The following is a 14,765-nucleotide window of genomic DNA, read 5'->3' on the forward strand; positions in this document are numbered from 1 at the left end:
ATGCAACTCGAACCCCGCGCCCAGACCCTGCTCAAAGCCCTCGTCGAACGCTATATCGCCGACGGCCAGCCGGTGGGCTCGCGCGCGCTGTCGAAAATCTCCGGCCTCGACGTCTCGCCGGCCACGATCCGCAACATCATGGCCGACCTCGAGGAAATGGGCTACGTCTCCAGCCCGCACACCTCGGCCGGCCGGATCCCGACGCCGCGCGGCTACCGGCTGTTCGTCGACACCCTGCTCACCGTGCAGCACCTCAACGAGCACACGGTGGACGCCCAGCAGATGCGCCTGCCCCAGCAGCAGCCCCAGAAGCTGATCGCCAACGCCGCCCAGATGCTGTCCTCGCTGTCGCAGTTCGCCGGCGTGGTGCAGAGCCCGCGGCGCGAATCGGTGTTCCAGCAGATCGAATTCCTGCGCCTGTCCGAAAAACGCATCCTGCTGGTCATCGTCGACCCGCGCGGCGACGTCCAGAACCGCCTGCTGCTGACCGACGTGGATTACACGCCCTCGCAGCTGGTGCAGTCGGCCAACTACCTGAACCAGAATTTTGCCGGCCTCACCTTCGACCAGGTGCGCACCCGCCTGGGCAGCGAACTGCGCCAGCTGCGCGACGACATGGGCCGCCTGATGGCGGTGGCGGTGGAGGCGGGCAGCGAGGCGATGGCCGAGGGCGACGACATGGTCATCTCCGGCGAGCGCAACCTGCTGTCGGTATCCGACCTGTCGTCCAACATGACGTCGCTGCGCCAGATGTTCGACATGTTCGAGCAAAAAACCGGGCTGATGCAGCTGCTCGATGTATCGAGCAAGGCGGGCGGCGTGCAGATCTTCATCGGCGGCGAATCGAAACTAGTGCCGATGGATGAAATGAGCGTGGTGACGGCGCCGTACGAGGTCAACGGGCGGATCGTCGGTACGCTGGGGGTGATCGGCCCGACCCGCATGGCGTACGAGCGGGTGATTCCGATTGTGGATATTACGGCGAAGCTGTTGTCGAATGCGTTGAGCCAGAGTTGAGGTAAGTGGCTGCGGTACGAACTTGGGGGGAATGATGCCAGTGGCATCATTCACGCCTGCGCCGGGACGACGGTGTTGAGGCTCCAGGTAGCAACAGCGCTAGCGCGAACGCTCACTAACCAAGGTCGTTCCGGCGAAGGCCGGAACCCAATTCCGTCGCGTATTACCTGCGCCTCCTTGCACCCGGACGCGCAGAACAGGTCACCCCTTCCGCGAACACCCCACTTTAATACAATTCCCATAAATCGCCAGCGAATGCTCCGCGATCTTGTACCCGCGTTCAGCCGCAATCTTGTGCTGGCGCGATTCGATTTCTTCGTCGTAGAACTCTTCCACATGCCCGCAATCGAGGCACACCAGGTGGTCATGGTGCGAGCCGGCGTTGAGCTCGTAGATGGCCTTGCCGGTTTCGAAGTGGTTGCGGTTCAGCAGGCCGGCCTGTTCGAACTGGGTCAGGACCCGGTACACGGTGGCCAGGCCGACGTCCATATTTTCAGCCAGCAGGATCTTGTAGACATCTTCCGCCGTCAGGTGCCGTACGCTGCTGTTCTGGAAGATCTCGAGGATTTTCAGGCGCGGCAGGGTTGCCTTCAGGCCGCTGGCCTTCAGGTCGGTAGGGTTGTTACTCATGTTTGTTGCTCGTAGTTTGGCGGAGTGCTTTATGATATAGCGTTTTGGAGCTCCCGCTCAAACGTTTTGAGGTTACCTATGCGCGTCAAACAAGCCGTTTTTCATCGCTTTCCAGTCCGGGCGGCCCTCGCGGCCGGCCTCGCATGCACGCTGATGCTGTCCGGCTGCGCCGCCTGGCGCAACCAGACGCGTCCCGCGCCACCGGTGAATACGGATGCGGCGGCCACCGCTGCCGACGCACAGAAATCGGCCGCCTCGGCCAATGCCGGCGCCCAGACGGTCCAGGCGTCCAAGCTGCAGAAGTTCTTCTGGATCTTCTCGCCCTACCGCCCGGACATCCAGCAGGGTAACTTCGTCTCGCAGGAGATGCTGGCCCAGCTGAAGGTTGGCCAGAGCCGCGACCAGGTGCGCTTCATCCTCGGCTCGCCCCTGCTCACCGACGTGTTCCACGACGACCGCTGGGACTTCCCATTCTACCTCGCGCGCGGCAACGGCGAGCTGACCACCAGCCGCGTCACCGTCTTCTTCAAGGATGACAAGGTCGAGCGCTTCGAAGGCGGCAACCTGCCGACCGAACGCGAATACATCGACCGCATCGCCGGCCCGGCCAAGGTCAGCAGCAAGGCCAAGCCGGAAAGCCGCCCGGTCGAACCGGCCAAGGTCGGGGGCGCCCCGGTCATCCAGCCATGAGCGTGTTGAAAATCGCCGTCGCCGGCGCCAGCGGCCGCATGGGCCGCATGCTGGTCGAGGCGATTGCAGCCGCGCCCGACGCCGAACTGGCGGGCGCGCTGGACGTGGCGGGTTCGCCCCACATCGGCCTCGATGCCGGCGCCTTCGCCGGCCAGCTCACCGGCGTGATCATCGCCTCCGACCTGGCGGCCGCACTGGCGAACGCCGACGTGCTGATCGACTTCACCCGTCCGGAAGGCACGCTGCAGCACGTGGAATACTGCGCCGCCAACGGCGTGCAGCTGGTGATCGGCACCACCGGTTTCGATGACGCCGGCAAGGACGCCATCCGCGCCGCCGGCGAAAAAACCGGCATCGTATTCGCACCCAACATGAGCGTGGGCGTGAACGTCACGCTCAAGCTGCTGGAAATGGCCGCGAAAAGCTTCAGCGAAGGCTACGACATCGAGATCGTCGAAGCGCACCACCGCCATAAGGTGGACGCGCCGAGCGGCACCGCGCTGAAGATGGGCGAAGTGATCGCCGATGCCATCGGGCGCGACCTGAAGGATTGCGCCGTCTATGGCCGCGAAGGCGTCACCGGCGAGCGCGACCCGTCGACCATCGGTTTTGCCACCGTGCGCGGAGGCGACGTGGTGGGCGACCACACGGTGATGTTCCTGGGGACCGGCGAGCGCATCGAGATCAGCCACAAATCCAGCAGCCGCGTCACCTACGCCCACGGCGCCCTGCGCGCCGCGCGCTTCCTGGCCGGCAAACCGCATGGCCTGTTCGGCATGGACGACGTGCTCGGGCTGAAGGGCTGACCATGGCAACCGTCGAACTCAATGGTGCCGCGATCGTCGACGAAGCGTCGTTTCACGCCGAATCCCGCCGCGCTTTCGGTTTCCCCGCGTCGTACGCGGACTCGATCGACGCCTGGGTAGACTGCCTGAGCTACCTGCGCGACGACGAAAACATGACCAAGTTCACGCTCAAGCCCAATGAGGTGCTGGAGATCGTCATTGCCGACGCGGACAAGATGAAGGCGGCAGCGCCGGATTTGTTCGAGGAGATCGCGTTTTGTGTTGGCGGGATCAATGAGCGGTATGAGGATTATGGGGATGAGCCGGCGCTGGAGCTGGTGCTGCGTTAAACCTGGCCCGTACACGTAAGACCGTCGTCCCGGCCTTCGCCGGGACGACGTTTATGGGGAGCGGAGCGAAGGTGGCTCCAGCGAACCTCAGGCGCTGTAATCCCAAAGCCGCCCTTCATCCCCCGGCACTATCCCCACCTTTCGCCGCAGTGCAAAATGAACCAGTATAATGTTCTGCTCCACTCCCTTTTCCCGTCCGCAGAACACCATGCAAGAAAAATATAGTCCAGCCGAAGTCGAACAGGCCGCCCAGGCCTACTGGAAGTCGATCGAGGCCTATAAAGCCGTCGAACACGACCCGCGTTTCCCAAAAGGCAAGTATTACGCCTGCTCGATGCTGCCTTACCCATCGGGCAAGCTGCACATGGGTCACGTGCGCAACTATACGATCAATGATGTGATGTACCGCTACCTGCGGATGAACGGCTACAACGTGCTGATGCCGATGGGCTGGGATGCGTTCGGCATGCCAGCTGAAAACGCGGCGATGGCCAACAATGTGCCGCCGGCCGAGTGGACCTATTCGAATATCGCGCACATGCGCGGGCAGATGGAATCGATGGGCCTGGCCATCGACTGGTCGCGCGAGATGACCGCCTGCAAGCCGGAATACTACAAGTGGAACCAGTGGATGTTCCTCAAGATGCTGGAAAAAGGCATCATCTACCAGAAGACCGGCACCGTGAACTGGGACCCGGTGGACCAGACCGTGCTGGCCAACGAGCAGGTGGTGGACGGCCGCGGCTGGCGTTCGGGCGCGCTGATCGAAAAGCGCGAGATCCCGATGTACTACGTGCGCATCACCGAGTACGCGGACGAGCTGCTGGAACACGTCGACAGCAAGCTGCCCGGCTGGCCGGAGCGCGTGCGCACCATGCAGGCCAACTGGATCGGCAAGTCCACCGGCGTGCGCTTCGCTTTCCCGCACACCATCGCCGACGACGCGGGTGAATTGATCAACGACGGCAAGCTCTACGTCTTCACCACCCGTGCCGACACCATCATGGGCGCGACCTTCTGCGCCGTGGCGGCCGAGCATCCGCTGGCCCAGCACGCAGCAAGGAACAACCCGGAACTGCAAGCCTTCATCGCCGAGTGCAAGCTCGGCTCCGTGATCGAAGCCGACATGGCGACGATGGAAAAGAAGGGCATGCCGACCGGCCTGTTCGTCACCCACCCGGTCACCGGCGAACAAGTGCCGGTCTGGATCGGCAACTACGTCCTGATGACCTACGGCGACGGCGCCGTAATGGGCGTGCCGGGCCACGACGAACGCGACTTCGGCTTCGCGAAAAAATACAATCTGCCGATCAAGCAGGTGGTGGCGGTGGAAGGCCAGGAGTTCTCGCTCGACGGCTGGCAGGAGTGGTACGGCGACAAGGAACACGGCCGCACCATCAATTCGGGCAAGTACGACGGCCTCGATTACATCGCCGCGGTCAATGCGGTGGCGGGCGACCTGGCGACCCAGGAACTGGGCGACAAGAAGGTGACCTATCGCTTGCGCGACTGGGGCATCTCGCGCCAGCGCTACTGGGGCACCCCGATCCCGATGATCCATTGCGGCGAATGCGGCGTGGTGCCGGTTCCCGAACAAGACCTGCCGGTCGTGCTGCCCGAGCACCTGGTCCCGGACGGTACCGGCAACCCGCTCAACAAGGACGACGCCTTCCTCAAGTGCGACTGTCCAAAGTGCGGCAAGCCGGCGCGCCGCGAGACCGACACGATGGATACCTTCATCGATTCGTCCTGGTACTACATGCGTTACACCTCGCCGGGCTCGAACGATGCGATGGTCGACGCGCGCAACGACTACTGGATGCCGATGGACCAGTACATCGGCGGCATCGAGCACGCGGTCATGCACCTGCTGTACGCGCGCTTCTGGACCAAGGTCATGCGCGACTTCGGCCTGGTGAAGTTCGACGAGCCGTTCGTGAACCTGCTGACCCAGGGCATGGTGCTCAACGAGACCTACTACCGCGAAGACGCGGGCAGCAAGAAGACCTGGTACAACCCGGCCGACGTCGAGCTGGTGTTCGACGACAAGGGCCGCCCGCAAAGCGCGACGCTGAAGGCCGACGGCCAGCCGGTGGAAATCGGCGGCACCGAGAAGATGTCGAAGTCGAAGAACAACGGCATCGACCCGCAGGCCCAGATCGAGCAATACGGCGCCGACACCGCGCGCCTGTTCACGATGTTCGCCTCGCCGCCGGAGCAGACCCTTGAATGGTCGAACAGCGGCGTCGAAGGCGCCAGCCGCTTCCTGCGCCGCGTCTGGGCCTACGGCTACGCACAGCGCGAGCGCATCGCCGCCGCCCTGGCCGGCCAGAAGCAGGGTTCGCTCGACGACGCCCAGAAAACCCTGCGCCGCGAAGTGCACAAGGTGCTGCAGCAGGCCGACTACGACCTGAAACGCATCCAGTACAACACCGTGGTCTCGGCCTGCATGAAGATGCTCAACACGCTCGAATCGAGCAAGCTGGCCGAGGGCGTGGCGTCCGACGCGGTGATCGCCGAAGGCTTCTCGATCTTCCTGCGCCTGCTGAACCCGGTCGCGCCCCACATCACGCACGCGCTGTGGCAGGACCTGGGCTACGCCGCCGTGTATGGCGACATCCTCAACGTGCAGTGGCCGGAAGTCGACCCGGCCGCGCTGGAGCAGTCCGAGATCGAGATGATGATCCAGGTGAACGGCAAGCTGCGCGGCTCGGTCAAGGTGGCCAAGGATGCCGACAAGGCCAGTATCGAAGCTGCCGCGCTGGCCGAGGAATCGGTGCAGAAGTTCATCGAAGGCACGCCGAAGAAGGTCATCGTCGTGCCGGGCAAGCTTGTCAACATCGTGGTGTGACCATGAAAACCATCGTGGTACGCATGCTGTTGGTGCTGGTGGCCGCTGCAACCCTCGCCGGTTGCGGCTTCCAGCTGCGCGGCTCGAACGGCCAGTACAACATGCCCTTCAAGAGCATCTACCTGGCCTTCGGCGAGACCTCGCCGCTGGGCACGGAGCTCAAGCGCAACCTGCGCGCGGGCGACTCGGTGCGCATCGAGAACGACGCCTCGAAGGCCGAGGCGCTGTTCGATGTGCTGGGCGAATCGCGCGGCAAGGCGATCCTGTCGCTCAACAGCCTGGGCCGGGTGCGAGAATACGCGCTGAGCTACACGCTGGTGTTCCGCGTGCGCGACGCCAATAACAAGGTGCTGCTGGCGCCGACCGAGATCACCCTGCGCCGCAACATCGCCTTCGACGAATCGCAGGTGCTGGCCAAGGAATCGGAAGAAGCGCTGCTGTACCGCGACATGCAGACCGACCTGGTGCAGCAGATCCTGCGCCGCCTGGCCGCGATCAAACCGGTGTGAAGGCAAGCCATGCAGCTGCGGCCTGAGGCCCTCGAGGGCCACCTGGCCAAGGGCCTGGCGCCCTTGTACGTGATCACCAGCGACGAACACCTGCTGGCGCTGGAAGCGGCCGACCGCATCCGCCGCAGCGCGCGCGCCCAGGGCTATACCGAGCGCGATGTCCTGAGCGTGGAGCGCAGCTTCAAGTGGGGCGAACTGCTGGCGGCGAACCAGGCCATGTCGCTGTTCGGCGACAAGAAGCTGATCGAGCTGCGCATCCCGGGCGGCAAGCCGGGCAAGGACGGCGGCGCCGCCCTGCAGGCCTACGCGAAATCCCTCAGTCCCGACAACCTCACCCTCATCACCCTGCCCAAGCTGGACTGGCAGACCGCCAAGGCGGCCTGGGTCACGGCGCTGCAGCAGGCCGCGGTATACATCGAGATCCCGACCATCGAGCGTCCGGCGCTGCCGGGCTGGATCGGCGCCCGCCTGGCAGCGCAGGGGCAAGGCGCCGAGCGCCAGGCGCTGGACTTCATCGCCGACCGCGTCGAGGGCAATCTGCTGGCGGCGCACCAGGAAATCCAGAAGCTCGGCCTGCTGTACGAGCCGGGCAAGCTGAGCTCCGAACAGGTGATGGATGCGGTGCTGAACGTGGCGCGCTACGACGTCTTCAAGCTGTCCGAGGCGATGCTGGTGGGCGACCCGGCGCGCCTGGCGCGCATGCTCGACGGCTTGAAAGGCGAGGGCGAGGCGCTGCCGCTGGTCTTGTGGGCCGTCAGTGAAGAAATCCGCACGCTGCTAAAATTGAAATCCGCGATGGTGCAGGGCCGCCCGCTCGGCGCGTTGCTGAAGGAATACCGCATCTGGGGCCCGCGCGAACGCATGATGGAACCGGCGCTGCGGCGCGTGTCGCTGGCCACGCTGGAGGCCGCGCTGCAAGAGGCGGCGCAGGTGGACCGCATGGTCAAGGGCCTGCGCGCGAAAGCCTTCGCGGGCGATGCGTGGGACGCGATGCTGCAACTGGCGCTGCGGGTGGCCAGGTAACGACAACCGCATTACGGGAAACGACGATGGACATCACCGAACAGATGCACTCTATGGGCCGCAAGGCCCGCGCCGCCTCGCGTGCGATGGCGCGCGCCGACGGCGCCACCCGCAACCGCGCGCTGCTCCTGATCGCCGAGGCCATCGAGCGCGAGGCCGATGCGCTGCGCGCCGCCAACGGGCAGGACATGGACGCCGCCCGCGCCGCCGGCTTGGAGCCGGCGCTGCTCGACCGCCTGGCCCTGTCCGACAGCGCCATTGCCACCATGGTCGAGGGCCTGCGCCAGATCGTCACGCTGCCCGACCCGGTGGGCGAGATCACCAGCATGAAGTCGCGCCCGAGCGGCATCCAGGTAGGCCAGATGCGCGTGCCGCTGGGCGTCATCGGCATCATCTACGAAGCGCGCCCCAACGTCACGGTGGACGCGGCCGGCCTGTGCATCAAGAGCGGCAACGCGGCGATTTTGCGCGGCGGCTCGGAAGCGATCCACTGCAACCGCGCGTTGGCCAAGCTGGTGGGCGAAGGCTTGACGGGCGCCGGCCTGCCGCTGGACGCGGTGCAGGTGGTCGACACCACCGACCGCGCCGCCGTGGGCGCCATGATCACGATGCCGCAGTACGTGGACGTGATCGTCCCGCGCGGCGGCAAAGGACTGATCGCGCGCCTGATGGAAGAATCCACGGTCCCGATGATCAAGCACCTGGACGGCATCTGCCACGTCTACATCGACGACAAGGCCGACATCGCCAAGGCGCTGCCGGTGGCGTTCAACGCCAAGTGCCACCGCTACGGCACCTGCAACACCATGGAAACGCTGCTGGTGGCGCGTTCGGTGGCGGCCACGGTGCTGCCGCAGCTGGCTGAGCTCTACCAGACCAAAGAGGTGGAACTGCGCGCCGACGCCGAAGCGCATGCGATCCTGGCCGGCTACCCTTACCTGGCGCATGCGACCGAGCAGGACTGGAGTACCGAATACCTGGCGCCGATCCTGTCGATCCGCGTGGTGGCCGGGCTCGATGGCGCGATCGACCATATCAACACCTGGTCGTCCAAGCATACCGAAGCCATCATCACCGAAGACTACAGCGCCGCGCTGCGCTTCCTGCGCGAAGTGGATTCGGCCTCGGTGATGGTGAACGCGTCAACGCGCTTCGCCGATGGCTTCGAATACGGACTGGGTGCCGAGATCGGCATCTCGAATGACAAGCTGCATGCGCGCGGGCCGGTGGGGCTGGAAGGGCTTACCTCGCTCAAGTATGTCGTGTTCGGGCACGGCGAAGTGCGCAGCTAACCAGGACCTTTCATGCTCTGGATTAAAGCCTTCCACATCCTGTTCGTCGTCTCGTGGTTCTCGGGACTGTTCTACCTGCCGCGCATTTTCGTGAACCTGGCCCAGGAAACCCAGCCGGCCGCGCTCGAGCGCCTGCTGGGCATGGCGCGGCGCTTGTACCGCTTCACCACCATGCTGTCGGTGCCGGCGGTCTTGCTGGGACTCTGGCTATGGCTGGGCTACGGCTTCAGCGGCGGCTGGCTGCACGCGAAAGTGGCGCTGGTCGTTGTGACGATCGGCTACCATCACGCGTGCGGGTCGCTGCTGCGCAAATTCGAGGCTGGGCAGAACAAGCGCAGTCACAAGTGGTTCAGGTATTTCAATGAAGTGCCGGTGTTGTTGTTGCTGGCGATTGTGATTTTGGTGGTGGTGAAGCCGTTTTAATCAGCACCCCATAGCGTGATCCGTCATCCCGGCGCAGGCCGGGATCCACGTTCGTTGAGTCGCCACGAACGTCAAATTGGGTTGCGGCGGGGGCGCCTAGCCCTTCGCCGGAACGACGGTCTTGAGGGCGTCGGCACGGGTCGGCGCCAACTGTTTTCTATTTTCTCAACGGACAAAGGGTACCCCTCATGGCCTCATATTTTTGCCCATGCCCGCGTGGCATGGAAGCGGCGCTTGCCGAAGAACTGGGTGAAATCGCCCTGAACAGCACCACGATGAAGGTGCACAACCAGGTGCCGGGCGGGGTGCACTGCTCCGGTTCCATGCAGGACGCCTATCGCGTCAACCTGCACTCGCGCATCGCCTCGCGCGTCCTGATGCGCATGGGCCAGCGCAGCTATACCACCGAAAACGACATCTACGACCTGGTGCTCGAGCAGCCGTGGGAAGACTGGTTCGGCGTCGACCACACCATCCGCGTCGACGTGACGGCGGTGAAATCCCCGCTGCGCAGCCTCGAATTCACCACGCTGAAAATCAAGGACGCCATCTGCGACCGCTTCCGCGACCAGTTCAACAAGCGCCCGTCGGTCAATACCCGCGAGCCGGACATGCGCATCGTCGGCTTCCTGGATGCGCGCAACTTCATCATCTACCTCGATACCTCGGGCGAAGCGCTGTTCAAGCGCGGCTGGCGCGAAGAAACGGGCGACGCGCCGCTGCGCGAGAACCTGGCCGCGGGCATGTTGCGCGTGGCGGGCTGGAAGCCGGGCGTGCCGCTGTTCGACCCGATGTGCGGTTCGGGCACCATCCTGGTCGAAGCGGCCCAGATGCTGCAGGGGATTCCACCGGGTGCGCGGCGCCGCTTCGCGTTCGAACAATTCGCCGATTTCGACCGCGAAGCCTGGGCCGCACTGAAAGCCGAGATCAAGCCCAACCCGCTGCCAAGCGAACCGACCATCTTCGGCTCGGACATCTCGGGCGACATGGTGGCCATGACCCGCCATAACCTCAAGATCGCCGGCATCATGTTCGACGTGCCGCTCAAGCAGATCGAGGCGCAGCACGTCTCGCCGCCGGTGGAAGGCCCGGGCATCCTGCTCACCAACCCGCCCTACGGCGAGCGGATCGGCGTGCGCGGCGACTCCACCGTGCCGGCCGACGAGATGGCGGTGTCGTTCTACTCGGCGCTGGGCACCACGCTCAAGCAGCGCTTCGCCGGCTGGACCGTGTTCCTGTTCACGGCCGACCTGAGCCTGCCGAAGCTGCTGCGCCTGAAGGAATCGCGCAAGACCCCGTTCTTCAATGGCGCGCTCGAATGCCGCCTGTTCCGCTTCGACATGGTGGCGGGCTTCAACCGCCGCGAGGAAGCCAAGCCCAAACAGGAACAATAAGCCCTCCATGCTGCCGCCGACCGAACCCAACGACTTGCCGAAGGATCCGGTCATCCCGGTCCCGCTTCCGCCACCGCATAAAATCGCGATGCTCACCGCCGGCGGCCTGGCCACGCTGCTGGCCGCGCTGTCGATGCTCGGCCCGTTCTCGATCGATGCCTACCTGCCGGCCTTCCCGCAGATCCGCGCCGACCTTGGCGCTTCCGCACTGGAAGTCCAGCAGACCCTGACGGCCTACATGCTGGCCTTCGCCGGCATGGTGCTGTGGCATGGCGCGCTGTCGGATGCCTTCGGGCGGCGCAACGTGATCCTGGTGGCGCTGGTGGTGTTCGCAATCGGCACCTTCGGCTGCGCGTCCGCGCATTCGGTGCATTCGCTGTGGGTGTTCCGCATCATGCAGGGGGTGTCGGCGGGGGCGGGCGTGGTGGTGGGGCGCGCGATCATCCGCGACCTGTATTCCGATGCGGCGGCGGCGCGCCTGCTGTCGATGGTCACCATGATCTTCTCGATCGCGCCGGCCATCGCGCCGGTGCTGGGCGGCTGGATCGTCACCTTCTTCGACTGGCGCGCGATCTTCCTGGCGCTGTGCGTGTATACGGTGGCGCTGGGCTGGTTCTCCTGGAAGCACCTGCCCGAGACGGTGCCGAAGGAAAAACGCCAGCCCTTCAACCCGGCCTTCCTGGCCGAGAGCTACGGCGCCATCTTCGGCTCCTTCCTGTTCCATATGAAGGCGGGCGTGGTGGCGATGAACTTCGCCGGCCTGTTCCTGTACATCGCGGCGGCGCCCGTGATGCTGCCCGAGCACCTGGGCCTGGGGCCGTCGCAGTTCGCCTGGCTGTTCGTGCCGACCGTGAGCGGGATCTTCCTGGGCGCGCTGGCGGCCAACCGCATGGCGGGCAAGATGACCTTCGCGCGCCAGATCCGGGTCGGCTTCTTCTTCATGCTCGGCGCGATCACCTTTAACGTGGCCTACCACGCCTTCCTGCCGCCGGCGCTGCCCTGGAGCGTGGTGCACATGTTCTTCTTCACCTTCGGCAGCTCGATCATCGCGCCCGGCGCCACCTTGCTCGCGCTCGACCTGTTCCCGCACATCCGCGGCACCGTGGCCTCGTGCCAGTCCTTTGTCACCACCCTGATGGGCGCGATCGTGGCCGGCCTGATCGCCCCGATGCTGTCGCACTCGGTGCTGGCGCTGGCGCTGGGCCAGGCCGGCTTCGCGCTGATGGCGCTGGCGTTCTGGGCCACCGCGCGGCGCTACCGGCGCCAGAAGGCCCGCAGCGGGCAACCCATTCCGTAGTACAGTTACAAGAGCCCGGGAAACCGGGCTTTTTACTGCTGAAATATAATTTCATATAAGCATGCATATGTGAAATAATCTTTCATTGCCATCGGAAGTCGGCGCGCGGGGTCTCGCCCTTTTGAGCGACGTCTCGACAACACTTTTTACAGAAAGTATTGTTCCCGATCAGAAATGTCTATATGCTAAGATAAGTTTTTCGTGCCCAGAACAAACTTGGAAACATAGTTCTGTTTGGTAGATGAAGGAACAAGATCATGTGGCAGCCCGCCCGGGGATGCCTCGGACAACCCTCGACTTAAGCGGCCGCTTTAAGATCATGCAACAATCGGATCAGGATATCCGCAATCGCCTGTTGATTGCCCGTCTGCCGGCTATGCCGCAGATCCTCGTGCGTCTGATCGAGCACCTGCAGGCCGACGACCTCGGCATGCCGGAGCTGGCTGCCCTGATCTCGAAGGATGCCGGCATGACCGGCAAGCTGCTGGCCGTCGCCAACAGCTCGGCCTACCAGCGCCACCAGCGCAACGTCAACCTCGAGCAGTCCCTGGTCGCCCTCGGCACCGACATGATCAAGACGCTGGTCATCAGCGATTCCGTTTTCCAGACCTTCAACAACTTCCCGCATTCCGGCAGCACTGACCTGCGCGCGTTCTGGAAGAACTCCCTGAGCGCCGCCGTGATCGCCCGCGAGATCGCGCGCCTGGTCGAGTACCCGCACCAGGAAGAGGCCTACCTGGCTGGCCTGCTGCACAATGTCGGCCGGCTGGCGCTGCTGGCCACCGCGCCAAAAGAATACGCCTACAACTTCACCGCGCGCGACGACGAGGACCTGTGCGCCGTCGAGCAGCGCACCCTGCAGATCACCCACGCCGAAGCCGGCGCTTGGCTGATCGAGCGCTGGCAGCTCGACTCCTTCCTGGCCGACGCGGTGCTGTACCACCATGAATCGAGCGACCGCCTGGAGTCGGCTCACCCCTTGATCCGCATCGTGCGCCTGGCCCATGTGCTGTCCAGCCATCCGGGCGACGACGCCCTGGTCGCCGAAGCCGCCGCCCTGTGCGGCATCGCGCCGGACGACGCGCGCCAGATGCTGGCGGGCGCCGCGCGCCAGGTCGACAAGGCCGCCGCCCACCTGGGCATCGACCTGGCCGGCGCCGACGACATCCCCGCGCCGCCGGCCTATGCGCCGCCCGCGCTCGACCCGGTGCAGCAGCGCCTGTCCGAAGAAGTGCGCAACATGGTGCTGGTGTCCGAAGTGGGCCAGAGCTTTGCGCGCCAGCAGGGCGAAAGCGGCCTGCTGGAAGCCATGACGCGCTCGGCGCGCATCCTGTTCGACTTCGGCAATGCCGTGGTCCTGCTGGAAAACCCGACCGGCCACGCGCTGGTCGGCGCGCCGGTTCCCGGCAGCCAGCGCATCGCCGAATTCGCCGTACCGCTGGCCAAGGGCGGCCCGATCGCCAAGAGCGCGCTGGAACGGCGCCCGGCCTTCATCGGGCGCGAACCTGGCGAGGGCGGCAATGCGGAGCCGCTCGGCCTGGCCGAAGAACAGCTGCTGCGCATGCTCGGCACCGACAGCCTGGTGTGCGTGCCGCTGGTGGCCGGCGCGCGCTGCCTCGGTGTGCTGATCGGCGGCGTCGCGGCCTGGCAGATTCCCTACTGCCAGCGGCGCGAGCGCTTCATGCAGTCCTTCGGCGCACAGGCTGCGAGCGCACTGGAGAACATGCTGTCCGAGCGCGGCCATGCACGGCGCCAGCTGGCCAGCGTGGCCGAGGAATACCGCGAGGCCTCGCGCCGCGTGGTGCATGAGGTGAATAATCCGCTGTCGATCATCAAGAACTACCTCAGTGTCCTGGACAGCAAGCTGGCGCGCCAGGAACCGGTGGGCGGCGAGATGTCGATCCTGAACGAAGAGATCGACCGCGTCGGCCAGCTGGTCCAGAGCCTGGCCGACCTGAAACCCGCCGACACCGGCCCGCGCCCGACCGACGTCGGCAAGGTGATCGACGAGGTGCAGCGCCTGTTCCGCAGCACCGGCTTCGTGCCCGCCTCGGTCGAGATCGACGTCAACATGCACGACGACGCCACCCGCATCGAAGGCGATGCCGACGTGCTCAAGCAAATCCTGGTCAACCTCGTGAAGAACGCGATCGAAGCCCTCGGCACGACCGGCGGCCGGGTGGAGATCGTCAACCGCGGCCACGTGAACCGCGAACGCCACCTGTATATCGAACTGGTCGTCAGCGACAATGGCCCCGGCCTGTCGCGCGAAGTGCTGGCGCACCTGTTCTCGCCGGTGAAGAGCACCAAGGACGGCGCCCACCACGGCCTCGGCCTGTCGATCGTCCACAGCCTGGTGAAGAAACTGGGCGGCCACATCGCCTGCCGCAGCGGCCGTACCGGTACTGCATTCGAAATTCTCCTGCCGGCGTGGCTCGGCTCCGGCACCGCGGTGGCGCTGCCGGCCCGCGCGCTGGGCTCTGCATAAAGTCATGATGAACGCG

At 65.1% G+C, this 14,765-nt stretch carries 13 protein-coding genes; 12 read left to right on the forward strand and 1 reads right to left on the reverse strand.

Translation table 11 applies throughout. From position 1 onward, the window contains the following. Window positions 1-1,017, forward strand: coding sequence for a heat-inducible transcriptional repressor HrcA (hrcA, locus tag BM031_RS17580; RefSeq protein ID WP_091875870.1), 1,017 nt, complete (start codon window positions 1-3; stop codon window positions 1,015-1,017). Window positions 1,018-1,218: 201 nt separating this feature from the next. Here the strand turns inward: hrcA and fur are convergent, their stop codons facing one another. Beyond that, entirely contained in the window at window positions 1,219-1,647 is a 429-nt protein-coding gene (gene fur, locus BM031_RS17585; RefSeq protein WP_091875871.1) for a ferric iron uptake transcriptional regulator, read from the reverse strand. Between the two features lie 78 nt (window positions 1,648-1,725). Between fur and BM031_RS17590 the strand changes: the two genes are divergently transcribed. From BM031_RS17590 to BM031_RS17640, 11 genes are all read left to right on the forward strand, one after another. Beyond that, the gene (locus BM031_RS17590; protein ID WP_229408997.1) at window positions 1,726-2,337 is read left to right on the forward strand and encodes an outer membrane protein assembly factor BamE; all 612 of its coding nucleotides are present in this window, start codon (window positions 1,726-1,728) and stop codon (window positions 2,335-2,337) included. Further along, window positions 2,334-3,143, forward strand: a complete 810-nt coding sequence (dapB, locus tag BM031_RS17595; RefSeq protein ID WP_091875873.1) for a 4-hydroxy-tetrahydrodipicolinate reductase — start codon at window positions 2,334-2,336, stop codon at window positions 3,141-3,143. Before BM031_RS17590 ends, dapB begins: the two co-directional genes overlap by 4 nt. A 2-nt stretch (window positions 3,144-3,145) precedes the next feature. Continuing rightward, entirely contained in the window at window positions 3,146-3,472 is a 327-nt protein-coding gene (locus BM031_RS17600; RefSeq protein WP_091875874.1) for a barstar family protein, read from the forward strand. Window positions 3,473-3,680: 208 nt separating this feature from the next. Beyond that, the gene (gene leuS, locus BM031_RS17605) at window positions 3,681-6,323 is read left to right on the forward strand and encodes a leucine--tRNA ligase (RefSeq protein ID WP_091875918.1); all 2,643 of its coding nucleotides are present in this window, start codon (window positions 3,681-3,683) and stop codon (window positions 6,321-6,323) included. 2 nt (window positions 6,324-6,325) lie between these two features. After that, window positions 6,326-6,832 carry an LPS-assembly lipoprotein LptE gene (locus tag BM031_RS17610; RefSeq protein ID WP_177207806.1) on the forward strand — a complete coding sequence of 169 codons (507 nt, stop codon included), beginning with the start codon at window positions 6,326-6,328 and terminating at the stop codon, window positions 6,830-6,832. A gap of 9 nt (window positions 6,833-6,841) precedes the next feature. Beyond that, complete coding sequence (gene holA, locus BM031_RS17615) at window positions 6,842-7,855, forward strand: DNA polymerase III subunit delta (protein ID WP_091875875.1); 1,014 nt, start codon at window positions 6,842-6,844, stop codon at window positions 7,853-7,855. Between the two features lie 26 nt (window positions 7,856-7,881). Continuing rightward, entirely contained in the window at window positions 7,882-9,147 is a 1,266-nt protein-coding gene (locus BM031_RS17620; RefSeq protein WP_091875876.1) for a glutamate-5-semialdehyde dehydrogenase, read from the forward strand. A gap of 12 nt (window positions 9,148-9,159) precedes the next feature. Beyond that, a complete protein-coding gene (locus BM031_RS17625) occupies window positions 9,160-9,570 on the forward strand; it encodes a CopD family protein (protein ID WP_091875877.1) in 411 nt (136 codons plus the stop codon). Window positions 9,571-9,758: 188 nt separating this feature from the next. Next, window positions 9,759-10,964 (forward strand): THUMP domain-containing class I SAM-dependent RNA methyltransferase, encoded by a 1,206-nt coding sequence (locus tag BM031_RS17630; RefSeq protein ID WP_441293475.1) that lies wholly within the window; start codon window positions 9,759-9,761, stop codon window positions 10,962-10,964. A gap of 7 nt (window positions 10,965-10,971) precedes the next feature. Next, complete coding sequence (locus BM031_RS17635; protein ID WP_091875879.1) at window positions 10,972-12,261, forward strand: multidrug effflux MFS transporter; 1,290 nt, start codon at window positions 10,972-10,974, stop codon at window positions 12,259-12,261. Between the two features lie 319 nt (window positions 12,262-12,580). Further along, entirely contained in the window at window positions 12,581-14,749 is a 2,169-nt protein-coding gene (locus tag BM031_RS17640) for an HDOD domain-containing protein (protein ID WP_091875920.1), read from the forward strand. Window positions 14,750-14,765: the final 16 nt, after the last annotated feature.

It is taken from the genome of Massilia yuzhufengensis (assembly GCF_900112225.1).
Taxonomy (GTDB): Bacteria; Pseudomonadota; Gammaproteobacteria; order Burkholderiales; family Burkholderiaceae_D; genus Telluria; species Telluria yuzhufengensis.